Genomic DNA, 24,087 nt, shown 5'->3' on the forward strand with positions numbered 1-24,087 from the left:
TTCAGGTCGCGGGTGCGGTGCTCAGCATCCAGTCGCTGAAGGTGGCGAAGCGCTCGGCGCTCTCGACAGCCCCGTCGGCGTACTCGATCGCGTCGGAGTGCTCGCGCACCTTCTCCAGACGAGTACGACGGGCGCTCTCGTAGCGGACGAGGGCCTCGGCCGGGTCTGCTTCGCCCGTCAATTCGGCGCGCAGGACTCCGGCGTCTTCGATGCCCAGGGTGCCGCCCACCGCGAGGTGCGGGGACAGGCCGTGCGCGGCGTCCCCGATCAGCGCGACCCTGGCGGTGGTCCAGTACGGCAGCCTCGGGACGAGCATGATCTGGTTCTCCAGAATGGACTCCTCCGGCGTCGCGGCGATCATCGCCAGCAGTTCGTCGTTCCAGCCGTCCTTCGCCAGGCAGCGGGCCCCTCGCAGCGCTTGATCCCTTTTGCCGCCGACAGATTCCCCGGCGTCGAACTGGTTGACCCACCACATCGTCTGGCTCGCCGTGACCCGCGTGTACCCGCCTCGGGTCCGGTTCGAGCCGATGGTCAGCGCCGTGCCCTCCGGACGCTCGGCACCGGAAGGCACCATCGCCCGCCAGACACGATTGCCCTCGTGCTCGACGGCCGGACTTCCCGGCACCAGAGCGGCGCGGACGTCGGAGTACACCCCGTCCGCGCCGATCAGGAGATCCGTGCGCAGGGACGAGCCGTCGGCGAGGTGCACCGCCACGTCCGTGTCCTGCTCGGTGAATCCGGTGACGTGGACGTTCAGCCGGATCCGATCCAGGCCGGCGGTCTCGGCCAGCAAAGTGTTCAGGCTCGGCCGCGGCACCATCAGGAACCGGTAGCGGGACGGGTCGTAGCCGTCCGCGCGTTCCGGATTCCCGGCGGCGTCGAAGAACCAGGCGTCGACGATGTCCCCCATGCGCCGGACGTCGTCGCCGATGCCGAGCTTGTCGAACTCCCGCAACGCGTTGGGCCACAGGCCGATCCCGGCACCGACGGCCCGCACCTCCGGGGCGTGTTCCAGCACGGTGACGTCGTGTCCGATCAGGCGTAACGACGCCGCCGTGGTGAGTCCGACCAGTCCCGCTCCCACGATCACAGTGCGCATACGACCAGCCAACAAGGGAATGTGGATGACTTCAAATGCATAGCTGGGTATGGCTACCATTACCCCGGTGCATCTGGATTTGAATCTGCTGGTCACCCTGGACGCGCTGCTCGACGAATGCAGCGTCACCGGGGCGGCCGACAGGCTGTACCTCACGCAGCCGGCCATGAGCCGGGCACTCGCCCGGATCCGGCAGGCCACCGGCGACCAGATCCTCGTCCGGTCCGGCCGCACCATGCTGCCCACGCCCTACGCCGAGCAGATCCGCGACGAGGTGCACCAGCTGGTCACCCGCGCTCAGGCGGTCCTGACCCCGGCGGCGGACGTGGACCCGGCCACCTTGGAGCGCACCTTCACGGTGCAGTGCAACGACGTCGTCATCGACGCGCTCGTCGCACACCTCGCCGCCGATCTCACCCGGATGGCGCCCGGGGTCTGCCTGCGTGTCGTCAGTGACACCGACGGCCCCGCCGCCGACGACTTGCGGCGGGGCCGCGCCGATCTCCACATCACCAATCAGGTCCCGACGCACACCGAGGCCCGGTCGACCACGGTGCTCACCGACGAACTGGCCGTGATCGGCCGTCGTGACCTGCCGCGGCCGCCGTCGACGTGGGAGGCGCTCGCCGCGCTCCGGCACGTGGTCATCTCCCGTCAAGGCGGACGTCAAAACCGCGTGGACGATCTGCTGAAGGCTCGCGGACTCCGCAGGAAAGCCGCCTTCACCGTGCCGACGCTGCCGCTGGCGCTCCGGATCGTGGACACGCACAACCTGGTGACTGTCGCTCCCCGGCTGCTCACCCGGCACGCGCTCCCGCCCTCGCTGCGCGCTTATCCCATGCCCGGGGTCACTCCGCCGATCCCCGCTGTCCTCGCCTGGCACGCCCGCCACGACCGGGACGCCGCGCATCGCTGGCTGCGCACCCTGATCGTCGACGCGCTCGGCAAGATCACTGAAATGTCCTTTGTGGACGATCAGCGCGAGTGATGCCGGGTGGGCCGGTAGACGAGCTCCTGGGTGTGCCCGTCGAGCGTCCGGCTCTCGATCAGTTCGAGGTCGAAGTCGGCCGCGCCCTCGAAGGTCCGTGCCGCCCCGGTCTCGCCGGTGAGCGCAGGGAAGATCGTCACCTGGACCCGGTCGACCAGACCGGCGGCCATCAGCGCCCGGTTCATCGCCAGACTGCCGTGCGAACGCAGCGGCACGTCGGACTCCTCCTTGAGCTTGGCGACGACGTCGACGGCGTCGCCGCTCACGATCGTCGCGTCCGGCCAAGCGAGCGGTTCGCGCAGCGTCGTCGACACGATCGTCGCGGGCAGGTTCTTCAGCAGGCCGACCCACGGGTCCAGCGCCTCGATCTCCACGGCGCCCGAGGACAGCATCGCGATGTTCTCGCGAAACGTGGTGGCGCCGAAGACCATCCGCTGCTTCTCGCCGTACAAGGCGACCCGGCGCTCCAGGAACTCGGGGCCCTGCTTGCCCCAGTAGCCGCCCCAGTCGCCCGTGTGGGAGCTGTAGCCGTCGAGGCTGGAGAAGATGTCGAAGGTGTAGGTCGCGGTCATGATGGCTCCTTCTGTTCGGGCTTGCTTTCACCTCCTCTACGAACGGAGTCGGAGCCATCCGACATCGGCGCGGAAAAGATTCGCGGGGTCCGTGAGTGGCGATTCGGGTCAGGGCCAAGGGTGTCTGCTGGGTTCTGGCTGCGCTTGATCCCAGTCCGTGAAGGGCCCCTTACCTACCCTGAAGGTAGTGAAGGAGGCCTTCACGGACTTGCGGATCGCCACGTTCGCCCCAGGCGCACCATCAGTCACAGCGGATGCGCGTGAAGGACCCCTTCCCCCGTCACGCTGTCGCCTTGTCGATCACGTCGTTCGGCCGGATGGACCATTCGCGCGGCGGTCATGGGCGCCTGCGGCGAAACTCGGGGAAGGACTCGAACAGGAGGGTGAACAGGATGCCCGAGACCAAGGCGAGACAGGTGCGCCACAACAAGGCCGTCCAGGTGCTCGGACGGATCGGGATGGGCTGCTACGGGCTGGTGTACCTGCTCATCGGGTACCTGGCGGTGCGGATCGCCATCGGCGGTGGAGGCCAGGAGGCCGACGGGCGTGGCGCGGTCGCCGAGGTCGGTTCGACGCCGGTGGGCGGCGTCCTGCTGTGGGTGTTGGCGGCGGGGCTGGTGGCGTACGGCCTGTGGCAGGCGCTGCTGGCCGCGGTCGGCTACACCTGGATCGACAAGGAGAGGCAGCGCGCCGTCAAGCGGGTGACGTCCGGAGTGCGCTGCCTGGTGGGGATCTCGCTGGGCGTCTACGCGGCCCGGCTCGCCGCGGGCGCGGGAGACCAGGGCAGTTCCGACCAGAAACAGCAGGAGTACACCGCGATGCTGCTCGGGTTGCCCGCCGGTCCGTTCCTGGTGATCGCGGTGGCCGTCGTCGTTTTCGGTGTCGCCGTCGCTTCGGTGGTCAACGGTGTGCGCCGCAATTTCGTGCGGGATCTCGACCTCTCGAGGTTGCCCTCGGGGACGCGGCGATGGGTCGAGCGGCTCGGGAGGATCGGTTACACGGCACGGGGTGTCGTGTTCGGCGTGGTCGCCGTGCTCCTCGGATACGCCGCTGTGCGGCACGACCCGTCCCGCTCCGGCGGGCTCGACGCCGCTCTGCGCACCTTGGCCGCCCAGCCGTTCGGCACGGTGCTGCTCATCGTGGTGGCCGTCGGGGTCGCCGCGTTCGGCGCGTATTGCGTCGGGGCGGCACGAGCCCAGCGTGGCTGAATTCCCGCCCCGGTCCGGCGACGAACCGAGGCGGGAGACGGAACCTATTCGACGGCGAGTTCGCCCAGTTCCGACCAGCCGTCCTGGTCGACCTTCGCGTTGATGATCCGCGGCGTCTCGGCCAGGTACGGCGGCAGTTCGCGCTGAGCCGCGCGGAAATGCTCCGAACCGACGTGGGCCGCGCCCGCGTCGTCGTCCCGGAACGCCTCGACGAGAACGTATTCGTTCGGGTCGTCCAGGCCGCGGGACCAGTCGTACCAAAGGCAACCGGGCTCGGCGCGGGTCGCTTCGGTGAAGTCTCGCGCGATTTCCGGCCACCGGTCCGCGTGTTCGGGACGGACCCGGAACTTCGCCGTGATGAAGATCATGATCGTCCTGCTTTCCTGCTCAAGAGAATTGGATTCCTCCGTCGATCATCACCGACTGGCCGGTCATGTAGTCGGAATCCGGGGAAGCGAGGTACGAAACGTACGACGCCACGTCCTCGGGAACGGAGACCCGGCCGAGATGGATCAGGTTCGAATACTTCTCGATCGCCTGCCCCTTCCGGATCCCTTCCGATTCGGCCAGCTTTTCGTCGATGAGGTCCCACATGGCGGTCCCGACGATACCCGGGCAGTACGCGTTCACGGTGATGCCGTGCTGGGCCCATTCCATCGCGGCGGCCTGGGTCAGCCCGCGCACCGCCCACTTGGAAGCGGAATAGTGCCCAAGCAACGCGAACGGGCGATGGGCGACGATCGACGCCGCGCCGATGATCTTCCCGCCGTTCCCCTGGCCGATCATCTGCTTGGCCGCGGCCTGGTAACACAGGAAAATGCCGCGCGCGTTGACGGCCATCATCCGGTCCCAGTCCTCCGGGGTCACTTCGAGCAACGGCAGGACCTGGGCGATCCCCGCGTTCGCGACCATGACGTCCAGGGAACCCAGCGCACCGGCGGTCTCGCCGACCATGGCGGTGACCGCGGCCGGATCCGAAACGTCCGCGATGACCGCCGCGGAGCGCCGTCCCGTTTCGCGGATCTCCTTGGCGACGGCCTCGAGTTCCGCCTCGTTGGCGGCGATGTCGTTGACCGCGACGTCGTGCCCGTCCGCGGCGAGCCGGAGGGCGATCCCCTTTCCGATTCCTCGTGCGGCACCGGTGACGAGTACGTTCTTGCTCATGCGCTGAACTCCCTTGTTCGCCTGGGCTTGAACGGAAGGTAGGGGCGCGGGCGAGACACCGGCAGGGGTGGCGTGTCTCACTTTGAGACAGTGGCTTTGGAGACAGTGGCTTTGGATACAGCGGAGCTCAGAGCGCGGACGCCGCGCGGTAGTCCTTCGGCGAGGTGCCGAGAAGCCGGGTGAACATGGTGGAGAACGCGGCTGGGCTCGCGTAGCCGAGCGAGGCGGCGATCCCGGCGATGGGCCTGCCGTCCGACAGCAGGGAAAGGGAATGCAGGACGCAGGCCCGTTGCCGCCAGCGGGCGAAACCCATCCCGGTCTCGGCGGTGAAGATCCGGTTCAGGGTCCGCTCGCTCACGTGCAGCCGGGACGCCCAGGCGCCCACCGGATCGTGGATGTCCGGATCGTCCAAAAAGGACTCGCACAGTGCGCGCAGCCGTTCGTGCTTCGGCAGGGGGAGATCGAGCCGGACCGGTGCGGATCGGCGGATCTCGTGCAGGATCAGGCCGATGACCGAGGCGTCCCGTCCGCGCGGGGAGTACAGCGCCGGCACGCCGACGGCTTCGTTCAACAGCTCCTGGAGCAGGGTTGAGACCTCGACGACCTGGCAGCGCCGAGGGAACCACGGCACCGCTTTCGGCTCGATGTACAGGCTCCTGGTGCTCACGGTCGTCGTGAAGACCTGATGGCCGGTCTCCGGCGGGACGAGCACCGCGCGCCGGGTCGGGATGGTCCACGTACCGTCGGCCGTTTCGACCCGCATCGACCCCGTGGCGCTGTAGAGGAACTGCGCCCGTCGGTGCCGGTGCGGGGGAATCCGGTGCCCAGTCGGGTAATCGGTGCGGATCGCCACGACCGCGCGGTCGAGGTGGTCGACCTCGTCGATGGGGATGTCACGCACCTCACGCACGCTACCCCGCCTGTCCGATACACGAAAGAAAGTGTCGCTCTTTCGAATGACCGCCGCGCCGGGAGCACCTACCGTCGGAGGAGTGTTGATCGAGATCGCGGTGCTCCTCGGGTTCGGCTGTCTGTGCGGTGTCACCACCGTCCTTTTCGGATTCGGCGGCGGCTTCATCACCGTGCCCGTCGTCTACGCCTTCGCGCTCGACGGGCCGGACCACGCCTTGGGCGCGATGCACGTGGCGGTGGCCACCTCGACCGCGGTGATGGTGGTCAACGCCGGGAGCGCGACCCTCGCCCAACTGCGGACCGGACGGCTTCGCCGCGACTACCTGTGGCCGCTCGTCGCTTTCATCGGCCTGGGCGCCGTGCTCGGTTCCTTCGCCGCCACCGTGGCCGACGAAAGCGTGCTGCGCTGGCTCTTCGTCGCCTATCTCGCGCTGACGATCGCGGACAGCGTGGTCCGGAAGGGGTTCGTGAGCAGGCGGGAGGACACCCGGCCCCGCCCGCTCGGCGGGATCACCACCATCGCGGGCGGGACCGGGATCGGCGCCGTGGCGAGCTTCCTCGGGGTCGGGGGCAGCGTGCTGACCGTCCCTCTCATGCGGCGCAAAGGGTTGCCGATGGCCGACGCGACCGCGCTGGCGAACCCCCTGAGTCTGCCGGTGGCGGTCATCGGCACTGCCGTCTACGCCTTCGCGGCGACGGGAACGTCTTCGAGCGGCGCTCATCTCGGCTACATCGACCTGGTCGCCGCGGGCGCGCTGCTGTGCGGGTCGCTGCCGACCATCGCCGTGACCCGCCGGCTGGTCGGCCGGATCCCGGACCGCGCCCACGCGATCGCCTATCTCGCCCTGCTCGCCGCCGCGCTGATCGCGATCGTCGTCCGCTAGTGATCGGATGAGTTCGGTCGAAGTCAAGTCTTGACAAGCGGGCGAGCGGGATGACAAGGCGAGTTGTCCAGTAAAGATCCGACGAATCCTCTATACCTTTGTCGGATCTTGCGCCAAGATCTTCCGCATGAAACTGAGATCGATCACCAAACGCATGTTCGTTCTCGGGCTGCTGACGGTTCTCGGGACCACCGGGGCGACGTCAGCTGCCACCGCCGAACCCCTGCCCTCGCCCTCGGACGTCAACGCGACCGGGCTGCCGCGCGGAGGCTGGGAACCGATCGGCCCGAACAGCGTCGGCGGGTTGCTGGCCGTGTCGCCCGCCGGACTCGTGATGATGCAGCCCGGCCCGCCCGCGTTGTGGCTCTCCAGCGATCGCGGCGCCTCCTGGAGTGCGCGCCGGGGTCTGCCGGCGAACACCTCCATCCAGGGATTCTTCGCCGATCCGGTGAACCCGGACCGCATGCTCGCGGTGGGCAACAAGCCAGGGAACCAGGTCGGCGAGTGGCACGGGATGCTGCTGCGCACCACCGACCGCGGCCAGACGTGGGAGACCCTGCGCGAGTGGTACCCCGACGGCGCGTTCGGCATGGCCACGGACCCGACCGGCCGGGTCGTCGTGGTGCAGAACCTCGACACGCTGAGCGTCAGCACCGACGGCGGCGAGAACTGGAACGACGTGCCGAGGACCTGGCCGCGTGAGGGAATCGCCGCGCCGGTCGGCGCGCTCAAGCTCACCATGGTCGGCGACGACGCCTACTTCACGACCGTCTACCCGGAGTACTCGCTGTGGGTGGTCCGCGGGGTCAGCACCAAGGAGCCGCGGGCCGGACTCGTCTACCGCACCGACGGCGAGGTCAACCAGGTCGCTTCGGACGGCAAGCGGTTCGTGGTCACGGTCGGCACCGAGCTGCACGGTTCCACCGACGGCGGCAAGACCTGGACGGTGCTGCGCCGCGAACCGGGCGGGCAACCCCTGCGCGAGCCGCGCTTCGTCGGTGGCCGTCTGTATGTTTCGACGTATAACGACATAGACGTCAGCGCGGATTTCGGCCGCACCTGGACCCGCAAACCGGTGCCCGCCGCGGGTGAAGGCGTCAGCGACATGATCGAACTCCCCGCCGCCGCGGGCAAACCCGCCACCACGCTGATCTCCGCGCTGTACCGAGGGGTGTACGCGGACGGCGGCAAGAGCGGCTACCAGCAGCTCGGCGTCCCCGGCGAATCCATTCGCGACCTTGTGACCAGCGGGAACCTGCTGCGGGAGAACGTCGTCGCGGCCGGTGTGCAGGAGATCTACAACACCCCGCTCCCGCGCGGCAAGGTCTCCGCGACGGACCGGGCCTGGCAGTCGCACCCCACCGACAGGCTGCACGAGGACGCGCACCTGTCCGTCTCGCCTAGCCGTCCGGACGTCGTCTGGCAGGTCACCCGGAACGGGTTCGCGCTCGACGTGCTCCGCAGCGGTGACGGCGGCCGCACCTGGCAGTTCGCGGCGAAGGCGAAGGAAGGAATCCCCAGGACGATCTTCGCGCATCCGGCCGACCCGGACCGGATCCTCGTCTCGGCCTTCGCGCCCAGCGGCTACGTGCTCTACCGCAGTGACAACGCGGGCAAGACCTGGGAAAAGCTCGCCGTCGACAACGGGTTCATCGCGTTCGCGGGCGATCCCTGGAACGCGAACCGGGTCTGGGGCGGGGACTCCAGCGGCCTGTCCCGCTCCGATGACGGCGGCAAGACCTGGACCCACGTCTCCGACGAACCCGTCAGCTCGATCTCGGTGAGCCGATGGGGTGGCGGGCGTGTCCTCGTCGGCGGCGCGGGCATTCTGCTCAGCGAGGACAACGGCCGGACGTTCCGGCGGGTCCACGACGGTGAGGACCGCCGGGAGATCAGCCGGATCCTGCCGCATCCGTTCGACTTCAGGGTGTGGTTCGCGAGCAGCGCGACCGGGGGAGGCGTGCTGCGCAGCACGGACTTCGGCCGCACCTGGTCGCCGGTGCCCGGCGCGCTCCCTGACGCCAGGGTGCTCTCGATGGCGATCAGCGCAGACGGCCGGTACCTGCTCGCGGGCACCGCGCAGTCCGGGGCGTACCGGCTGACGCTGTACTGAGTCCGAGCGCTTCGTGGCCGGAGAAAGTTCCGGCCACGAAGCGTTTACTCGGTCCCTTGCCGGATGTCAGAGTCAAGGTCATGGCCATCGACGTCGCCGCCCTCCGGCTCCACTTCCCTTCCCTCGCCGACGGAACCGCCTTCTTCGACGGACCCGCGGGTACCCAGACACCCCGGCCCGTCGCCGACGCCATCGCCGGGACACTGACCGCTCCACTGTCGAACCGGGGCAAGGTCAGCCCGTCCGAACGCAACGCGGAGAACGCCGTCTCGGCTTTCCGCACCGCGTACGCCGACTTCCTCAACGTGCCGGCCGAAGGCGTCGTCCACGGCCGCAGCGCCACTCAACTGACGTACGACTTTTCCCGGCACCTGGCCAAGAACTGGCGCGAGGGCGACGAGATCGTCGTCAGCCGCCTCGACCACGACGCCAACGTCCGGCCCTGGGTCCAGGCCGCCGAGCGGGCGGGGATGACCGTCCGCTGGCTCGACATCGACCCCGAAACCACCGAACTCGACCTCGATTCCCTTGTCCTCACCGAGAGGACGAAGCTGGTCGCGGTCACGGCGGCTTCGAACGTCCTCGGCACCAAGCCGCCGATCCGCCGGATCGCCGAGCTCGCCCACGACGCCGGAGCGCTGGTGTTCGTGGACGGGGTGCACTACGCCGCCCACGATCTGGTGGACGTTCCCGCGCTGGGGGCGGACTTCTTCGTCTGCTCGCCGTACAAGTTCCTCGGCCCGCACTGCGGGGTGCTCGGCGCGTCGCCCGCCCTGCTCGAAACCGTCGAGCCGGACAAGCTCATGCCGTCGCCCGACACCGTGCCCGAACGCTACGAATTCGGCACCCTGCCGTACGAAATCCTCGCGGGCGCGGCGGCGGCGGTGGACTTCCTCGCCGACATCGACCCCGGATCGGGCGGTACCCGGCGGGAGCGGCTGACGAATTCGCTGGAATCCTTGCACGAACACGAAATCACGTTGCGCACCCGGCTGGAAAAGGGGCTGGGAGAAGCGGTCACCGTCCACTGTAAGGCGGCCGAACGGACCCCGACCCTCTTGATGAGCCTCGGCGGCCGCGAGCGCGAGGCGCAACGGCATCTCGCCGAACGGAATATCGTCGCCCCGGCCGGGTCCTTCTACGCTTACGAAGTCTTCGCGGCCTTGAAGCTGGAGGATCCGGCGCTCCGGGTCGGGCTCGCACCGTACACCAGCGCGGAGGACGTCGACAGGTTGCTGGACGGGTTGTCGACGTTCGGGTGACCACAGTGGACAGTCAGGCGTAACTCGAACAGGTTGGATTTCCGCGTCGTCGAGGATGGCCGTACTACCGTGCGTTCATGATCGACAACGGGAGGTTCGGGATGCGTTTCCGGTCGATGGCGGCTTCTGCCCTTCTCGGCTGCGCGCTGTGCGTGGCGCCGGCGGCACTCGGCGCCGGCGCCCAGTCGATCGCTATCCAGCCCTGCCCCGAGGTCAACGATCCGCCGAACTACACGATCTCCAACGGCGCCAAGGCCTGGATGAAGACGAACCTGCGCAGCGACTACCTGCGCGGGCCGGGCACGATCACCTACAACAAGACCACGACCTCCTCGGTCAACGCCTCCATCACCGGTACGACCAGCGCCGAAGCGGGCGTCATCTTCGCCAAGGCGAGTGTCTCGCTGGCGGTGACCGTCGGCGCGAGCTATTCGAAGTCGGATTCCTGGTCCTACGCCGCGACGGTGCCCGCCGGGAAGACCCTGCGGCTGCAGCAGTACAAGGAAGGCCGCTCGTTCACCGTGCAGAAGTACCGGATCGTCCCGCCCTGCAAGGTGAAGTACCTTTGGAAGAAGAAGGCCGTCGCGCCGGTGAAGAGCCCGAGCTACCTGTGGCAGCTCGTCAGCTGACCGGGTTTGGGACCGGTGACAAGACTCGTCCGCCGGATCTTGTGATCGGTCCCATGGACCCGCGGTGACCGGACCGACACCCTGGGAAGGGAACGTCGCGGGCAAGGGGTCCGCACGGAACGGGACGGTGACCACCATGGTGGGACTTCGCGCACGGACACTGATCGCCGGGATGGTCGCGCTCGCGACCGTGGGCATCACGCCCACCGCGACGGCCTCGACCGGGATCACGGACCGGTGGAGCGCACCCGGTCCCTTCGCGGTGACAGTCGAAGCCCTCGACAGCACGCACACCGTGTACCGGCCCTCGCGGCTGGAGAAACACCCGGTGATCCTGTGGGGCAACGGAACCGGCGCGAACCCGAAGATCTACGACGGCCTGCTGCGCCATCTGGCCTCCCACGGTTTCGTGGTCGCGGCGGCCGACACCCCGAACGCGGGCTCCGGCAAGGAGATGCTGGCCGGGGCCACCACCCTGATCGCCGAGAACTCGCGCCCCGGCAGTCCCTATCAGGGCAAGATCGACACCGCGCACATCGGTGCCAGCGGCCACTCGCAGGGTGGTGGTGGGGCGATCGCCGCCGGCGCGGATCCCCGCGTCACCGCCACGATCCCGATCGAGCCGGGGCCGCAGGGCTCCGCAACGGCGTTGAAGGGACCTTCGTTCTTCCTCGGTGGCCAGTTCGACACCATCGTCATCCCCGGGCTGCTGGTCATCCCGAGGTACCGCCTCGCGAACCAGGTGCCCGCGATCTACGGCGAACTCGGCGGGGCGACCCACTTCACGCCCGTCGGCGACGGCGGCGGGTTCCGCGGGGCGATCACGGCGTGGTTCCGGTTCTGGCTGTCCGGTGACGAGCGGGCCCGCGCGGAGTTCTTCGGACCTTCCTGCGGGTTGTGCCGTGACGGGGCATGGTCCGACGTCCAGCGCAACGCGAAGGCTTCGGCGGTGCCCGGGGCTTGATCGCCGGTTCTTGTCGGTGCTCCGGGTTAGGGTCTGCCACAGCAGCCTGATCTGGAGGGATACCCCATCATGACCACACTCGACAACCGGCCGAACACCGCGCTCCTCGTCGTCGACGTCCAGAACGGCGTCGTCGACGAGGGCCACGAGCGCGACGCCGTGGTCGCGAACATCGGCGCTCTCGTCGGCAGGGCGCGGCAGGAAAAGGTCCCGGTCGTCTGGGTCCGGCATTCCGACGAGGGACTCGTACGGGAGAGCGAGGAATGGCGCATCGTCGGCGAGCTGACCCCCGAGGACGCCGAGCCGGTCGTCGACAAGTCCTATGGGGACTCCTTCGAGGACACCGATCTGGAGAAGGTGCTGGCCGAACGCGGCGTCGGGCGGCTCGTGGTCGTCGGTGCGGAGACCGACGTCTGCATCCGGTCGACGCTGCACGGCGCCCTGGTCCGCGGGTATGACGCGACGTTGGTCGGCGACGCGCATACGACGGTGGACAAGACGGAACGGGGAGCTCCGACGCCGGGGCAGGTCATCGCGCATACGAACCTGTACTGGCGGTATCAGGCCGCGCCTGGCCGGAAGGGAGGGACGGTCAAGACCGAAGATGTCGAGTTCAGCGGCTGAGCCGCCTCAGCGGCCCTGCCGGCGAGCGATCAGCAGGCAGGCGTCGCCGGTGAAAGTGTTGTGGCAGTGGGATTTCGCCGCCTGAAGCACTCGCCGGACGGTTTCGGGCGGGATGTGCCCGGTGTTGGCGTCGAGGCATCCGGCGAACGCGAACTGTTCGCCGTCGGCGACGCGTGCGTTCGAGAGGCCTTCGGTATGCAGGACCAGGAGATCTCCAGGGCGCAGCCTGGTGGTCGCGATCCGGCCGGGAGGCCCGCCGCCGAACGGCGGGCGTCCCGCGCCGTCCAATGTGGACTGTTCGTGCCCGGAGCCCAGTAGGAGCGGCGGCTTCCCGCCCGCTTCGAGATAACGCAGTCCGCCGTCGGCGAGGTTCACTTCGGCCAGCGTGCCGCGGACCTTGGTGTCGTTGCCGAACTGCGTCGCCAGCGCTTTGTCGACAGCGGTTTCCTGCTCACGCAGACCCTGGCCCTCGCGGCGGGCGGATCGGTAGGCCGCGAGCGCCGTCGAGACGGCCAGGCCTGCGGCGGTGACATCCCGGCCGGCGTCGAAGACCGCCAGCCAGGCTGTCGTTTCGGACAGCGCGTAGTCGAAGGTGGCCCCGCGGACGTCGTGGGCGGGCTCGATGCCGCCCGCCACCTCGATGTCGCGCGTCGCCGCGGTCAACGGGGGCAGGCTCTGCGAGATCAGCTCCGCGATGGGACCGCGCCGTCGTTGGCGCCGCCTCGTGTCGAGGCCGTCCCCGTACCGCATCGCGGCGGCGATGAGGTGGCCGGACAGCGACGCGAGCCACTGGCACTGGGTGCGCAGGGCGGGATCGTGGAGATCGGCGCCCGGGCCGGCTTCGACCTCAAGCACGCCGATGCGCTCGTCGCCGTCCAGCAGCACGGTCCACAGCCGCGGTATTCCCGACCCTTCGGCCAGCATGGTGCCGGCCTGCCGGTACACCCGGCCGGCGGTACTGGCTTCGATGGGCAGCGGCACCCGGTCGCGGGTCTCCGCACCGGAGATCGGGAGGAGCCCGCGCTGGTCGTGGTCGGCGAGGTAGACGGTGACCTCCAGGTCCAGCGCGCGGCCCGCCACGGCGATGATCTCGGGCAGCTGCTCCGGGGTGGCCTGGCGGGCGCCGGCGAGGAGGCCCACCAGCGCGGCCAAAGGTCCGCGAGGGCGGGTGTCCTCGGCCGTCTCGAGGCTGTACGGCGCCCGGCGCGCGCCGGAGACCTCCTCGAGCCGCTCGTTGATCGCGTGGGCCACCATGTCCCGCTGGATCCTGGGCAGGGGGATCAGCCCCTGCATGAACGCCTCCAGTTCGAGTTCGCTGACGTCGCCGCCCAGCGCGAAGTACCTGAGCCACAGCTGTTCCAGGGTGAGTCCGGTTCGGGCGAAGCACGCCGCGACGATCCGTCGTTGCTCCTCCGCCTGGAGCGAGGACAAAGTGATCACCCCCGGGTTCTCGGCGACATGAGCCCCGGATACCAACCGGAACCCGGAACGAAACATTGAGGCGGCACTCGAATGGGCACCTCGTCCAGGATGAGGACAGGAGTGGACAGGAGGCGCGCCATGAACCGACAAGAGCCGGTGGGCACGGCACTGCCACTGGACGAGGTGACCATTGCCCTCCACGCGCTGAGGGACATCTTCGTGGGCGAGGAAGACCTCGAGCTTCTGCTGCGTCAGATCTGTCATCAGGTGGCCAGCGCGGTGCCTGACGTCGACGAGGTGTCCATCACGCTGCTTCGCGACGGCCACCCGCACACCGCCGTCTCGACCGCCGAGATCGTCGCCGAGCTCGATCGTGATCAGTACCGGCTCGGGAATGGCCCCTGCCTGGAAGCAGGCAGGACCGGGGAAGTCGTCCGGGTCGCCGTCCGTGAGCACTTGGCGGGCGCGGTGAACTGCTACGGGATCCAGGACGACGGTCGGGCAACTGCGGAACGCGTCGACCTCCCGTGCCGTCGTCGACCAGGCCAAGGGCGTGCTCATGGCCATCCGCCGGGTCGACGAGGACGAGGCGTTCTCGTTGCTGGTGATCCAGTCCCAGCGGGAGAACGTCAAATTACGCCAGGTGGCCGAGCGGTTCATCGACGGCGTGACCGGCAGGGACGGTGCGGGACTGGCCGAACGTGGGTCGCGGTAGGCGGGGTGATCGCATTCGGCTAAAGTCGGCTCTCGAAAGCGGTTCTGAGCGTTGAGAAGTTAGCGCCGATCCGCCGGTAACCGGGTTGGTTGCGGCGGTTGATGGTGCGCGCTCGGCGCCGGTTCCCGCCGGTGACTCCCGTGGTGCATCACGCCGATGTACAGAAGTGGGAGAGGCGGGCTTTGGCCGATGAAGTCGACTGGCAGCAGGACAAGAACCGATTCGTCGAGGATGCCGGCGACGGCGAACTGCCGGTGATCTCCGAGAACGGCGCCCGGCTCATCGCCGGGCCACTGGTCACTCAGTTCGTCTCTCTCACCAGGGCGTTGCTGGATTCCGGCTCGGTCGCGGCGGTCCTCGAACGAGTGGTCTTCGCGACGCGGGACCTGGTTCCGGGCGCGGATCTGGTGAGTGTCACCCTCCTCGATCCCGACGGCGGGTTCCACACGCCGATGCGGACCGACGAGATCGCCGGTGACCTGGACCAGTTGCAGTACCAGTACGGCGAGGGCGCCTGCGTCGAGGCCGCGCGGGCTTCGGGACCGGCGGCGGCCTTCAGCGACAACCTCGCCGAAGACCCTCGTTGGCCGCGCTTCGGCCCGGCCGCCGCGGCGCTCGGGTTTCACTCGCTGATCTCGACGGCCCTGCTGCCGGAGGTGTCGAGTTCGCAGCCTTCCGGCGCGCTGAACGTCTATTCGCGACGTCCGCACGGCATCGCCAGGGCCGACCGCGACGTGCTGCTACTGCTGGCGACGCACGCTTCGCTGGCGTTGGCGACCACGCATGCTGTCACGCGCGGTCAGCTCCAGGAGGAGCAGCTCCAGCAGGCGCTGGACAGCCGGGACGCGATCGGGCAGGCCAAGGGCATCCTGATGGCACGGCGCGGGATCGACGCGGCGGAGGCGTTCGAGGTGCTGCGGGACACGTCGCAGAACATGAACATCAAACTCCGGGAACTGGCGGAGATGCTGTCCAAACGGCATACGGAACTGGAGCTGCCCGACTGAGCCGACGGGCGCCACTAGGATCGCGATCATGGGTTTCGGCGAGCTGGAGTTGACGCGGACGTACGAGTGGCGTGGTCGTTCGGTGGCGTGGGAACGCCTCGGCGAGGGCGCCCCGGTGGTGCTGTGCCACGGGACACCGTGGTCGGCGCAGCTGTGGGCGCCTTTCGCGCGAGCGCTCAGTGAAGAGTTCGCCGTCCACATCTGGGACATGCCGGGCTACGGCCGCTCGTCGAAGGAACCCGGCCACGCCGTCGATCTCGGGACGCAGGGCGAACTCTTCGCCGATCTGCTCGGGCATTGGGGGCTGGCGGCCCCGCACGTGATCGCGCACGACTACGGCGGCGCCGTTTCGCTGCGCGCGAAGCTGCTGCACGGCGCCGAATACGCCTCGCTCGCCCTGGTGGACGTCGTCGCGCTGCGGCCGTGGGGCTCGGAATTCTTCCGGCTCGTCGCCGAAAACGCCGAAGTCTTCCAGGCGCAGCCCCCGACTGTGCACCGAGGTGCGCTGGAGTCCTATATCGGGACGGCCTCCCATCGTGGTCTCACCGGCGCGCAGCTGGCTGCGCTGACCGGACCTTGGCTGGACGAGGAGGGGCAACGCGCCTTCTACCGGCAGATCGCCGAGGCGGACGTCCGGTACACCGACGAGATCCAGGACCGTTATCCGGAACTCGCGTTGCCGGTGAAGGTGATCTGGGGCGCGGACGACACCTGGATCCCGGTGGACAGGGCGGAACAGCTCGCGAACGCGATTCCCGGTGCCCTCCTCGATGTCATTCCGGACGCCGGGCATTTGATCCAGTTCGACGCGCCGGTCGAACTGGCCTTTTCCCTGCAGCGTTGGCTCACTACGGAAGTGGACCGGTGGGGACCCGTCGGGAGCGGACGCTGAAACGCCCAGGGAAGATCAACATCGTTTCATCGAAATATTAGAAGTCGTCTACGTGATACCCCGCGACGTAGGCGTTCGCGAGCAGGCCGCCGTGACATTCCGCCGTCGACGGGCCGAAACCGATCGGAACCCAATGTCCGACGGTGTACCAGAAGGACGATCCCGACGCGCAGTGTGCCACCACTCGGTAGGTTTCCGAGTGTCTCGGCAGGGAGAAGCAGGTCATGGAAATCCCCTCGCCGAAGAGGACTCCGTAGCGGTTGCTGTCGCAGCCGTAGGGTGGGAACGGGCTTTCGGTCGCCGCGGAGGCCGGTGAAGCGGCCAGGAATCCGGCCGCCGAAAAGGCGGCCATGACTAAAGCGGCGATTTTCTTCTTCATTGCTTTCTCCCGCGGATCGTTCCCAATGGAAAGCTCAGATTAGCCGCACGGAAGAATTGTCGTGAATTCATCGGGCAGGTGAAAAGAGAACGCGAGCGGTGAGCCGCGCTGCTCCGAAAGAGCGTCCCCCGACCCTCTTCTGAGTTTCCCGCTCCCCTTTTGGCCTAGCGCCGCCGGTATTGTGCCGGAGAGGTGATCGTGGCCCGGTCCTCGTAGGATCCCGGCCTGCCGCGGTCGACATGGAACGTCGTCAGGGTGCTCACCGGCGAACGCGGGTCGCGCCGGTCGCCGACCACCCGCAGGTGCGTGCTCCAGCGGCGCGGAGTGACCTCGTAGACGTCGTAGCCGTACCTGTCGCCTTCGAAGTACTTGAGGTGCGGGTTCGCCGCGCCCATCTTCGGTCCGTTCGTGGCGTTCCATTCGGGTGAGTAGGCCCCGGAGGTGACCGAATGGGCGGTGAACTCCGTGCCGATCACCGGGGAGGACGGATCCGCGAAGTCCGGGCGGATGTCGTCGACGAACGCGGAATGCCAGTCGCCGGTGATCACCACGAGGTCTTCGAGGCCGCTCTGGGCCACGTGAGTCAGCACCTCCTTGCGCTCGGCGAGAAAGCCGTCCCACTGGTCCGTGAACATGTAGCCGCCACCCGGCTTCGCCAGCTGGCTCAGCATGATCGAGTTCACCCAGCAGTGCCACGCCTCGCCCGCGCCGGTCACCTGATCCTTGAGCCACCCCTTCTGGTCCGCGCCGAGGATCGTGCCGTCAGGCCGGTTCTGCGCGGAGCGGTACTGCCTGAGGTCCAAAATGGACAGGTCGAGCAGGTCGCCCCAGCGGCGTTGCCGATGGATCCTCGGCGTCGAGGGGTGATCGGGCCGGACCGGCATGTGCTCGTACCAGGCCTGATACGCCGCCGACCGCCGCGCCTGGAGCGACGGTGTGGTCCCGCTGTAGTCGTTGACGACCTCGTGGTCGTCCCAGGTGATGAACCAGGGGTGGGCCGCGTGGGCGTCCCGCAGCGAGGGGTCGGACTTGTAGAGCGCGTGCCGCCGCCGGTACGCCGGCAGTGTCAGCACCTCGGGGCCCTCGTGGTCGCGCAGCGGGTTCCCGCCGACCTGACCGTGCTCGTAGACGTAGTCACCGAGGTGGACGACGAAATCGAGGTCTTCCCGCGCGATCCCGGCGTGGGCGGCGTAGAACCCGTCGTGGAACGCCTGGCAGTTCGCCGAGGCGAACCGCACCCGCCGGACCGGCCCCACGGGCGCGGTGCGGGTGCGGCCGACCCGGCTGACCTTGCCGAGCGCGTGGAAGCGGTAGTAGTACTGCGAGCCCGGCTCCAGCCCGGACACCGGGACGTGCACGCTGTGCCCGAGCCCGGCGGTGGCCGCCGCCGTCCCGTGGGCCACGCGGCGGCGGAAGCCCCGGTCGGTGGCGACCTCCCAGCCGACCTCGACGGTGTCGTCCAGCGGCTGCTCGAACTCCATCGGCTTCGGCGCGAGTCTGGTCCAGAGCGCGACGCCGTACGGGACCGGGTCGCCGGACGCGACGCCGAGCGTGAACGGCGCCTCGTCCCAGGTTGCGCCCAGCGCCGCCGCGGCCTCCTCCGCCTGTGCGACCGTCATCCGCGAGCTCAACGGCCAGGCCAGCCCCAGCGCACCGGCCGTGGCGGCGCCTCGCAACAGGTCGCGGCGGTTGACGGACATCGGTGGTCTCCTCGGCTCGGCGGATCGCTCTCCGACACCGAACACCGCCGAGATGGCCGGAGGTGAACGCGAGGACGAACATCAGACGGTGATGACGACCTTGCCGCGCGCGTGCCCCTCGCTCGCGTATCGGATGGCTTCGGGGACCTCGGCCAGCGGGTACGCGCGGTCGATGACCGGCGTCAGCTTCCCGGCTTCGATGAGCGCGCGCAGCGTCTGGAGATCGTCGTGGTTTTCCGTGGAGAACAGGCCCCGGAGCTTCTGCTTCACGAACGGCCCGAGGAGCAGTGCCCGCAGGTTGCGGGCGACCGGGCCGATCCACTTCCCCTTGCCTTCGCCGCCGACGATCACGAGGGTTCCTTGCGGGGTAAGGGATTTCCGCAGTGACGTCAGCGACCGGTTGCCCGCTGTGTCGAGGATGAGGTCGTACCCGCCGCCGAACTCTTCGCGGGTGTAGTCGAACACCGTGTCCGCGCCGAGCGACCGGACGAGGTCCACCTTGCCCGGACCGCAGACGCCGTCGACGTTCGCGCCGAACGCCTTGGCGATCTGCACGGCGAACGTCCCGACGCCACCGCCCGCGCCGATGATCAGGACCCTTTGCCGGGGCGCGACCCGTCCTCGGTCCCGAAGCGCCTGGAGCGCGGTGAACGCGGAGATCGGGACGGCCGCCGCCTCGCCGAAGCCGAGCGTTTCGGGCTTCTTCGCGATTTTGTCCACTGTGGTCAGTGCGTACTCGGCGAAGGAACCTTGACAGGTACCGAAAACCTCGTCGCCCGGCTGGAACCGGGTGACGCCGTCGCCGACCGCGTGCACGACACCGGCGAAGTCCAGGCCACGGACGCAGGCCTTCGGTCTCCGGACCCCGAAGCCCATCAGGCGCACCAGGTACGGCGTGCCCTCCATGAGGTGCCACACGCCGGGGTCGACGGCCGCCGCCCGGATCCGCACCACCACGGCGTCCGGTCCCGCTTCGGGTTCGGGCAGATCGGTCAGTTTCAGGACGTCGGTGGTGCCGTACTCGTTCTGGGCGATCGCCTTCACGGCGGCCTCGTTTCCTGGCCGGGATACTGGAAGACGTCGTCGAGCCCGACGCCGAACACCCTGGCGATCTGGAAGGCCATCTCCAGGGACGGTGAGTAGCGGCCCTGCTCGATCGCGATGACCGTCTGGCGCGTGACGCCGACCCGGTCCGCGAGTTCCGCCTGGGTCATCTCGCCCTTGGCGAACCGAAGGGCGCGGATGGAGTTCGTGACCTTGGTCGGTTTCACCATGTCTGGAATCCCCCGCGGTACGCGGCGATCTTCGCGATCGAGCCGAGCAGGGAGGACAGGACGAAGGCGAGGTACACGGTGTTGGCGATCCAGAAGTGGTCCAGTTCCGCCATCGCCATGACGAGCGCCGCGACGCCGCCGAGTACGACGAACGACTGTCCGATGTGCTCGCCGAACCGGCCGATCTCGCGGTCTCGCTGGTCTTTCCGGCCCGCGTCACGCGGTGAGGCGATCGACGCGGCGATGTGCAGCACGATCGAGGCCACGATGGCCGCGCCGACCGTCCACAGCAACGTCGCCACGTAAGGGACATCGACGAGCGGGCCGGAACCCGCCCGGCCGAGGACGACGATCAGGTACGCCGCGTAGGCGCAGAGCGTGACCACAACCAGGATCCACGCGCGTTTCTCTTCCAGTGCCACGACGTCCAAGGTAAAGAATTCCGGACACGGTGTCAAAAATTCTTTACTTGATCCGAAGCGGGTTCCGCCCGGTCGGGTGTTAACGATCAGTGGCCCTCACGCGACTCTCCTCGGTCTCACCGCCACAGACTGGAGTTCCGAGATGACGAAGACCGCCGGCCGGATCGCCCTGCTTCTCGCCGTCGGCGCCCTCGGTCTCGTCGGCTGCGGCGCTGGAAACCCGCGTCCGGGGGCGCCGACGACCGTCACGGAGACGGCCGCGAGCGCGCAGCCCTCCGTCAAGACGAGCGCTCCCACGTCGGCGGCCGCCCGGCTCGTCACCGTCCCGGATGTCTCCGGGATGAACCATCAGGACGCGCAGGACGCGATGCAGGCGGCGGGTCTGTACAACCTGCGAGAGGTCGACGGGACCGGCAAGGGGCGGATGCTCGTGATGGACCGGAACTGGGTCCAGACCAAGCAGGACCCGGCGCCGGGCGCGCGGGTGGCGGCGGACGCGGTGATCACCCTCACCGCAGTGAAGATCGGCGAGAAGTGACGACAGTCCTGGTCAGGCCTCGGTAAGGGTTTCTTCGAGGGTCGACCGGTGCGTCGGCTTCGCCTCTTCGTAGCGACGACGGCCCTCATCGGTCACGACGACGAAGATCCCGCGCCGATCCGACTCGCAGAGCGCGCGCTCGACGAGCCCCTCGCGCTCGAGGCGGGCCACGAGCCTTGAGGTGGCGCTCTGGCTCAGGTGGACGACGTCGGTCAGGTCGGCCGCGCGGCACTTGCCGACGACGCAGTTGACCAGTCGTTCGAGGGCTTCGAACTCGGTGACACCGAGCCCGTGGCGCTCCTGAAGGCGGCACTCGAGTCGGCCGAAGACCGCCGCGTGCCGGGCGGACAGGGCACGCCACTCCTGCAGCAGGTCTTGTTCGGCGACGTCGCTCACGTGGCCCAAGATAGCATGCACGTGAATTTTATGCAAAGACATTTAATGCTCTTGCATTAGATGCACATGCATGTAATGTACCGATCATGAGTTCTTCCGTGCAGCTGTCCACCAGCTCGACAAGGTGGGACGCGCGCCTCTGGGGTGTCCTGCTCACTGTGTCCGTCGTCGTGGGCCTCGACGCGCTCGACGTGTCGATGGTCGCCGTCGCCCTCCCGTCCATCCAGGCCGAACTCGGCCTCTCCACCGGCGCCCTGCAATGGATCATCAGCGCCTACGTGCTCGGCTACGGTGGCCTGTTGCTCCTCGGCGGGCGCACCGCCGACCTACTCGGCAGGCGCCGGGTCTTCCTCGTCGCCGTCGCGGTCTTCGCGCTCGCTTCGCTGCTCGGCGGCCTCGTCGACGACGGCGCGCTGCTGATCGCCACCCGCTTCATCAAGGGGCTCGCGGCCGCGTTCACCGCACCCGCCGCCCTGTCCATCATCACCACGACCTTCCACGAAGGCCCCGCCCGCAACCGGGCGATCAGCATCTTCGCCGTCTTCGGCGCCAGCGGTTACTCCGCGGGCCTCGTCTTCTCCGGCCTGCTCACCGAGGTGGGCTGGCGCTGGACGTTCCTGCTGCCGGTGCCGATCGCGCTCGCCGCGCTGGTCGCCGCTGTCAAGCTGATCCCGTCCTACCTGCCGCAGACGGGTGGCGGCTATGACTTCCCGGGTGCGATCACCGGTGCCGCCGGTTCGCTCCTGCTGGTCTTCGGCGTGGTCGAAGCACCGGAGATCGGCTGGGCCGCCCCGCGGACACTGATCACGTTCGTCCTCGCGCTCGCGCTGCTCGTCACCTTCGTGTTCATCGAGAAGCGCAGCAAGCACCCGCTGCTCCGCCTCGGCATCCTGCGTTCGGGTCCGCTGGCCCGCGCCAACCTCGGCGGCGCGACGTTCTTCGGCGCCTACATCGGTTTCCAGTTCGTCGTGATGCTGTACCTGCAGACCGTGCTGGGCTGGTCCGCGCTGCAGACCGCACTCGGGTTCCTGCCCGCCGCGCTGATCGTGGCCTTCGGTTCGCCCAGGATCGAGCCGCTGATCGACCGGCTCGGCACCCCGCGCACGATCCTCGCCGGTGTCGTCGCCCACGTCATCGGGTACGCGCTGTTCCTGCGGATCGACGAAAGTTCCAGCTACGCCGGTTCGGTGCTGCCGAGCATGATCCTGCTGGGCATCGGCTTCATGCTGGCGTTCTCTTCGTTGAACATCCAGGCGACCAACGGCATCTCCGACGACGAGCAGGGTCTCGCCGGCGGTCTGCTGAACACCTCGATCCAGGTCGGCGGCGCGATCGGCCTCGCCGTGGTGACCGCGGTCCTGACCGGTAACGCGGGTGGTGCCACCGGTCCGGCCGCGCTGCTGAACGGTCTGACACCCGCGCTGACCGTCGTCACCGGCATCGCCGTGATCAGTGTCCTGGTGGCGCTGTCCGGAGTCGTGGGCCTGCGCAAGGCCGAAGCCCGCACCGCCGTCGCCGAACGGGAGTTCGCCGCGGCCGAGTGACCAGGGGGTGGCGAGTCCCTTCCCGCGCTCGGGGGCGTGGGAAGGGACTCATCCCTGCCAGCGGATCGGCAGGGACTTCAACCCGTTCTGGAAGTTCGACCGCAACCGCACCGGCTCACCGGCGAGTTCGACCTCGCCGAGCAGGTCCAGGACCGCTTCGAACATCGCGCGCAGCTGCACCCTCGCCAGCTGGGCGCCGAGGCAGAAATGCGGGCCATGCCCGAAGGTCAGGTGATCGTTGGGCGTACGGCCGATGTCGAAGCGGTCCGGGTCCTCGAAAACGGACTCGTCGCGATTCGCGGCGGAGAACCAGACGACGACCTTGTCGCCCGCCCGGATGTCCACATCGGACAGGACGACGTCTTCGGTCGCGGTGCGACGGAAGTGCATGACCGGGCACCACCAGCGCAGCATCTCTTCCACCGCACCGGGAAGCAGCGAACGGTCGGCCAGCAGCCGCCGGTACTGATCCGGATGCGACAGCAGCGCCAGCATCCCGCCGGGGATGCCGTTGCGCAGTGTCTCGTTGCCCGCCACGGAAAACAGCCAGAACAGGTTCTCGAACTCCGCGATCGACACCCGCCCGCCGTCTTCCACGTGCCTCATCAGGTTGCTCATCACGTCGTCGCCGGGGCTCCGGCGTTTGTCCTCGCCGAGCGCGGTGGCGTACGCGTAGAGATCCGGCATCCCGGCGCGGGTGCGCGGATCGGGCATCGCGCCGTCCGGCCCCGGGACCGGCCGCACGGCCAGCGCCGCCCGCGCGAGATCGGTGACCTCGCCCGCCTCGACGGTCGCGCTCACCGCGTAGTCGGCGTCCTGGTAGCCGATCACGCGATTGCTCCAGTCGTACATCAACCGCCGGTCCTGTTCGGGGATCCCGAAGACCTCGGCCAGCGTCAGCAGCGGGAGATCGGCGGCGACGGCGGCGAAGTCACCTTCGCCGTCCGCCTGGACACCGGCGATCAGCGACCTCGCCCAGCCGTGGATCCGCTCGGTCAGCCTGCCGACCGCGCGCGGCGTGAACGCCTTGGTGAGCAGGCCCCGCAGCCGGGCGTGCTCGGGCGGATCCATGTTCAGCATCATCCGCCGGACGTAACCGAGATCCTGCTCCGTCGCCGGGTCCCGGATCTGCGTCCCGCCGAGGCGCGACGAGAACAGCTTCGGGTTCTTCAGCACGTGCTTGACGTCCGAATGCCGCAGCACGGCCCAGAAATCGTCCACCCGCACGACCGGCGACTCCCGGCGCAGCGCCGCGAGATGCCCGTACGGCACGCCCCGGGTGTAGATATCCGGATCGGTGATCACGACTTCGAACACTAGTCCGTGTCCTGTGAGCCTGTCCGCGGTCTTCGCGCCCAGGTGGTCCCTGACGGCACGGG

26 protein-coding genes are annotated in these 24,087 nt (G+C 68.6%); 13 read left to right on the forward strand and 13 right to left on the reverse strand.

All coding sequences use genetic code 11. The features are described 5' to 3' along the window. Position 1: 1 nt before the first annotated feature. Positions 2 to 1,099, reverse strand: coding sequence for an FAD-dependent monooxygenase (locus ACFOSH_RS23440; protein ID WP_378241179.1), 1,098 nt, complete (start codon positions 1,097 to 1,099; stop codon positions 2 to 4). Between the two features lie 67 nt (positions 1,100 to 1,166). Between ACFOSH_RS23440 and ACFOSH_RS23445 the strand changes: the two genes are divergently transcribed. Next, the gene (locus ACFOSH_RS23445) at positions 1,167 to 2,087 is read left to right on the forward strand and encodes a LysR family transcriptional regulator (protein ID WP_378241180.1); all 921 of its coding nucleotides are present in this window, start codon (positions 1,167 to 1,169) and stop codon (positions 2,085 to 2,087) included. Here the strand turns inward: ACFOSH_RS23445 and ACFOSH_RS23450 are convergent. Continuing rightward, the gene (locus tag ACFOSH_RS23450) at positions 2,075 to 2,659 is read right to left on the reverse strand and encodes a dihydrofolate reductase family protein (RefSeq protein ID WP_378241181.1); all 585 of its coding nucleotides are present in this window, start codon (positions 2,657 to 2,659) and stop codon (positions 2,075 to 2,077) included. The genes ACFOSH_RS23445 and ACFOSH_RS23450 overlap by 13 nt on opposite strands. Positions 2,660 to 3,051: 392 nt before the next feature. Between ACFOSH_RS23450 and ACFOSH_RS23455 the strand changes: the two genes are divergently transcribed. Further along, positions 3,052 to 3,867 carry a DUF1206 domain-containing protein gene (locus ACFOSH_RS23455; protein WP_378241182.1) on the forward strand — a complete coding sequence of 272 codons (816 nt, stop codon included), beginning with the start codon at positions 3,052 to 3,054 and terminating at the stop codon, positions 3,865 to 3,867. A gap of 44 nt (positions 3,868 to 3,911) precedes the next feature. On the opposite strand, the gene ACFOSH_RS23460 is transcribed toward ACFOSH_RS23455, so the two are convergent. From ACFOSH_RS23460 to ACFOSH_RS23470, 3 genes are all read right to left on the reverse strand, one after another. Beyond that, positions 3,912 to 4,235 (reverse strand): putative quinol monooxygenase, encoded by a 324-nt coding sequence (locus ACFOSH_RS23460; RefSeq protein WP_378241183.1) that lies wholly within the window; start codon positions 4,233 to 4,235, stop codon positions 3,912 to 3,914. Between the two features lie 19 nt (positions 4,236 to 4,254). Further along, on the reverse strand, positions 4,255 to 5,031 hold the full coding sequence (locus ACFOSH_RS23465) for an acetoin reductase (protein WP_378241184.1): 777 nt from the start codon (positions 5,029 to 5,031) through the stop codon (positions 4,255 to 4,257). A gap of 127 nt (positions 5,032 to 5,158) precedes the next feature. Continuing rightward, the gene (locus tag ACFOSH_RS23470; RefSeq protein WP_378241185.1) at positions 5,159 to 5,932 is read right to left on the reverse strand and encodes an AraC family transcriptional regulator; all 774 of its coding nucleotides are present in this window, start codon (positions 5,930 to 5,932) and stop codon (positions 5,159 to 5,161) included. Between the two features lie 91 nt (positions 5,933 to 6,023). On the opposite strand from ACFOSH_RS23470, the gene ACFOSH_RS23475 reads away from it, so the two are divergent. The 6 genes from ACFOSH_RS23475 to ACFOSH_RS23500 all read left to right on the forward strand — a co-directional run bounded on the left by ACFOSH_RS23475 (position 6,024) and on the right by ACFOSH_RS23500 (position 12,419). Further along, the gene (locus ACFOSH_RS23475) at positions 6,024 to 6,827 is read left to right on the forward strand and encodes a sulfite exporter TauE/SafE family protein (protein ID WP_378241186.1); all 804 of its coding nucleotides are present in this window, start codon (positions 6,024 to 6,026) and stop codon (positions 6,825 to 6,827) included. 127 nt (positions 6,828 to 6,954) lie between these two features. After that, complete coding sequence (locus tag ACFOSH_RS23480; RefSeq protein ID WP_378241187.1) at positions 6,955 to 8,940, forward strand: peptidase S8/S53 subtilisin kexin sedolisin; 1,986 nt, start codon at positions 6,955 to 6,957, stop codon at positions 8,938 to 8,940. A gap of 80 nt (positions 8,941 to 9,020) precedes the next feature. Next, positions 9,021 to 10,202, forward strand: coding sequence for a cysteine desulfurase-like protein (locus tag ACFOSH_RS23485; protein ID WP_378241188.1), 1,182 nt, complete (start codon positions 9,021 to 9,023; stop codon positions 10,200 to 10,202). Between the two features lie 77 nt (positions 10,203 to 10,279). Next, positions 10,280 to 10,831: a hypothetical protein gene (locus ACFOSH_RS23490; RefSeq protein ID WP_378241189.1), complete on the forward strand. Its 552-nt coding sequence runs from the start codon at positions 10,280 to 10,282 to the stop codon at positions 10,829 to 10,831. 64 nt (positions 10,832 to 10,895) lie between these two features. After that, positions 10,896 to 11,795: a poly(ethylene terephthalate) hydrolase family protein gene (locus ACFOSH_RS23495; RefSeq protein WP_378241190.1), complete on the forward strand. Its 900-nt coding sequence runs from the start codon at positions 10,896 to 10,898 to the stop codon at positions 11,793 to 11,795. A gap of 69 nt (positions 11,796 to 11,864) precedes the next feature. Continuing rightward, positions 11,865 to 12,419 carry a cysteine hydrolase family protein gene (locus ACFOSH_RS23500; RefSeq protein WP_378241191.1) on the forward strand — a complete coding sequence of 185 codons (555 nt, stop codon included), beginning with the start codon at positions 11,865 to 11,867 and terminating at the stop codon, positions 12,417 to 12,419. 6 nt (positions 12,420 to 12,425) lie between these two features. On the opposite strand, the gene ACFOSH_RS23505 is transcribed toward ACFOSH_RS23500, so the two are convergent. Further along, positions 12,426 to 14,402: a PP2C family protein-serine/threonine phosphatase gene (locus tag ACFOSH_RS23505; RefSeq protein WP_378241192.1), complete on the reverse strand. Its 1,977-nt coding sequence runs from the start codon at positions 14,400 to 14,402 to the stop codon at positions 12,426 to 12,428. Between ACFOSH_RS23505 and ACFOSH_RS23510 the strand changes: the two genes are divergently transcribed. From ACFOSH_RS23510 to ACFOSH_RS23520, 3 genes are all read left to right on the forward strand, one after another. Beyond that, the gene (locus ACFOSH_RS23510) at positions 14,401 to 14,556 is read left to right on the forward strand and encodes an ANTAR domain-containing protein (RefSeq protein WP_378241193.1); all 156 of its coding nucleotides are present in this window, start codon (positions 14,401 to 14,403) and stop codon (positions 14,554 to 14,556) included. The two genes, ACFOSH_RS23505 and ACFOSH_RS23510, sit on opposite strands and share 2 nt — an antisense overlap. 182 nt (positions 14,557 to 14,738) lie before the next feature. Then, entirely contained in the window at positions 14,739 to 15,563 is an 825-nt protein-coding gene (locus ACFOSH_RS23515; protein WP_378241194.1) for an ANTAR domain-containing protein, read from the forward strand. A gap of 28 nt (positions 15,564 to 15,591) precedes the next feature. Next, entirely contained in the window at positions 15,592 to 16,455 is an 864-nt protein-coding gene (locus ACFOSH_RS23520) for an alpha/beta fold hydrolase (RefSeq protein WP_378241195.1), read from the forward strand. Between the two features lie 37 nt (positions 16,456 to 16,492). On the opposite strand, the gene ACFOSH_RS23525 is transcribed toward ACFOSH_RS23520, so the two are convergent. From ACFOSH_RS23525 to ACFOSH_RS23545, 5 genes are all read right to left on the reverse strand, one after another. Further along, positions 16,493 to 16,834, reverse strand: a complete 342-nt coding sequence (locus ACFOSH_RS23525; RefSeq protein ID WP_378241196.1) for a hypothetical protein — start codon at positions 16,832 to 16,834, stop codon at positions 16,493 to 16,495. A gap of 164 nt (positions 16,835 to 16,998) precedes the next feature. Further along, positions 16,999 to 18,534, reverse strand: coding sequence for an alkaline phosphatase D family protein (locus ACFOSH_RS23530; protein WP_378241197.1), 1,536 nt, complete (start codon positions 18,532 to 18,534; stop codon positions 16,999 to 17,001). Positions 18,535 to 18,615: 81 nt separating this feature from the next. Beyond that, positions 18,616 to 19,578: an NAD(P)-dependent alcohol dehydrogenase gene (locus ACFOSH_RS23535; RefSeq protein ID WP_378241198.1), complete on the reverse strand. Its 963-nt coding sequence runs from the start codon at positions 19,576 to 19,578 to the stop codon at positions 18,616 to 18,618. After that, positions 19,575 to 19,808 (reverse strand): helix-turn-helix transcriptional regulator, encoded by a 234-nt coding sequence (locus tag ACFOSH_RS23540; RefSeq protein WP_378241199.1) that lies wholly within the window; start codon positions 19,806 to 19,808, stop codon positions 19,575 to 19,577. Before ACFOSH_RS23540 ends, ACFOSH_RS23535 begins: the two co-directional genes overlap by 4 nt. After that, complete coding sequence (locus ACFOSH_RS23545) at positions 19,802 to 20,230, reverse strand: hypothetical protein (protein ID WP_378241200.1); 429 nt, start codon at positions 20,228 to 20,230, stop codon at positions 19,802 to 19,804. Before ACFOSH_RS23545 ends, ACFOSH_RS23540 begins: the two co-directional genes overlap by 7 nt. Before the next feature lie 142 nt (positions 20,231 to 20,372). Here ACFOSH_RS23545 and ACFOSH_RS23550 point away from each other — a divergent pair, with 142 nt between their 5' ends. Continuing rightward, on the forward strand, positions 20,373 to 20,768 hold the full coding sequence (locus ACFOSH_RS23550; RefSeq protein WP_378241201.1) for a PASTA domain-containing protein: 396 nt from the start codon (positions 20,373 to 20,375) through the stop codon (positions 20,766 to 20,768). A 12-nt stretch (positions 20,769 to 20,780) separates the two neighbouring features. Here ACFOSH_RS23550 and ACFOSH_RS23555 read toward each other — a convergent pair whose 3' ends face one another. After that, positions 20,781 to 21,164, reverse strand: coding sequence for a MarR family winged helix-turn-helix transcriptional regulator (locus ACFOSH_RS23555; RefSeq protein WP_378241202.1), 384 nt, complete (start codon positions 21,162 to 21,164; stop codon positions 20,781 to 20,783). 86 nt (positions 21,165 to 21,250) lie between these two features. Here ACFOSH_RS23555 and ACFOSH_RS23560 point away from each other — a divergent pair, with 86 nt between their 5' ends. After that, on the forward strand, positions 21,251 to 22,708 hold the full coding sequence (locus tag ACFOSH_RS23560) for an MFS transporter (RefSeq protein WP_378241203.1): 1,458 nt from the start codon (positions 21,251 to 21,253) through the stop codon (positions 22,706 to 22,708). 48 nt (positions 22,709 to 22,756) lie between these two features. Here ACFOSH_RS23560 and ACFOSH_RS23565 read toward each other — a convergent pair whose 3' ends face one another. Then, positions 22,757 to 24,013: a cytochrome P450 gene (locus tag ACFOSH_RS23565; protein WP_378241204.1), complete on the reverse strand. Its 1,257-nt coding sequence runs from the start codon at positions 24,011 to 24,013 to the stop codon at positions 22,757 to 22,759. Positions 24,014 to 24,087 lie beyond the last annotated feature (74 nt).

Source organism: Amycolatopsis speibonae (assembly GCF_042647925.1).
Classification (GTDB): domain Bacteria; phylum Actinomycetota; class Actinomycetes; order Mycobacteriales; family Pseudonocardiaceae; genus Amycolatopsis; species Amycolatopsis speibonae.

What these genes read in the sequence shown, in the direction of transcription:
- ACFOSH_RS23440 (WP_378241179.1), bottom strand. Translation starts at nt 1,099, where the DNA reads ATGCGCACTGTGATCGTGGGAGCGGGACTGGTCGGACTCACCACGGCG.
- ACFOSH_RS23450 (WP_378241181.1), bottom strand. Translation starts at nt 2,659, where the DNA reads ATGACCGCGACCTACACCTTCGACATCTTCTCCAGCCTCGACGGCTAC.
- ACFOSH_RS23455 (WP_378241182.1), top strand. Translation starts at nt 3,052, where the DNA reads ATGCCCGAGACCAAGGCGAGACAGGTGCGCCACAACAAGGCCGTCCAG.
- ACFOSH_RS23460 (WP_378241183.1), bottom strand. Translation starts at nt 4,235, where the DNA reads ATGATCTTCATCACGGCGAAGTTCCGGGTCCGTCCCGAACACGCGGAC.
- ACFOSH_RS23465 (WP_378241184.1), bottom strand. Translation starts at nt 5,031, where the DNA reads ATGAGCAAGAACGTACTCGTCACCGGTGCCGCACGAGGAATCGGAAAG.
- ACFOSH_RS23480 (WP_378241187.1), top strand. Translation starts at nt 6,955, where the DNA reads ATGAAACTGAGATCGATCACCAAACGCATGTTCGTTCTCGGGCTGCTG.
- ACFOSH_RS23485 (WP_378241188.1), top strand. Translation starts at nt 9,021, where the DNA reads ATGGCCATCGACGTCGCCGCCCTCCGGCTCCACTTCCCTTCCCTCGCC.
- ACFOSH_RS23490 (WP_378241189.1), top strand. Translation starts at nt 10,280, where the DNA reads ATGATCGACAACGGGAGGTTCGGGATGCGTTTCCGGTCGATGGCGGCT.
- ACFOSH_RS23500 (WP_378241191.1), top strand. Translation starts at nt 11,865, where the DNA reads ATGACCACACTCGACAACCGGCCGAACACCGCGCTCCTCGTCGTCGAC.
- ACFOSH_RS23510 (WP_378241193.1), top strand. Translation starts at nt 14,401, where the DNA reads ATGGCCATCCGCCGGGTCGACGAGGACGAGGCGTTCTCGTTGCTGGTG.
- ACFOSH_RS23505 (WP_378241192.1), bottom strand. Translation starts at nt 14,402, where the DNA reads ATGAGCACGCCCTTGGCCTGGTCGACGACGGCACGGGAGGTCGACGCG.
- ACFOSH_RS23520 (WP_378241195.1), top strand. Translation starts at nt 15,592, where the DNA reads ATGGGTTTCGGCGAGCTGGAGTTGACGCGGACGTACGAGTGGCGTGGT.
- ACFOSH_RS23525 (WP_378241196.1), bottom strand. Translation starts at nt 16,834, where the DNA reads ATGAAGAAGAAAATCGCCGCTTTAGTCATGGCCGCCTTTTCGGCGGCC.
- ACFOSH_RS23530 (WP_378241197.1), bottom strand. Translation starts at nt 18,534, where the DNA reads ATGTCCGTCAACCGCCGCGACCTGTTGCGAGGCGCCGCCACGGCCGGT.
- ACFOSH_RS23540 (WP_378241199.1), bottom strand. Translation starts at nt 19,808, where the DNA reads ATGGTGAAACCGACCAAGGTCACGAACTCCATCCGCGCCCTTCGGTTC.
- ACFOSH_RS23550 (WP_378241201.1), top strand. Translation starts at nt 20,373, where the DNA reads ATGACGAAGACCGCCGGCCGGATCGCCCTGCTTCTCGCCGTCGGCGCC.
- ACFOSH_RS23560 (WP_378241203.1), top strand. Translation starts at nt 21,251, where the DNA reads ATGAGTTCTTCCGTGCAGCTGTCCACCAGCTCGACAAGGTGGGACGCG.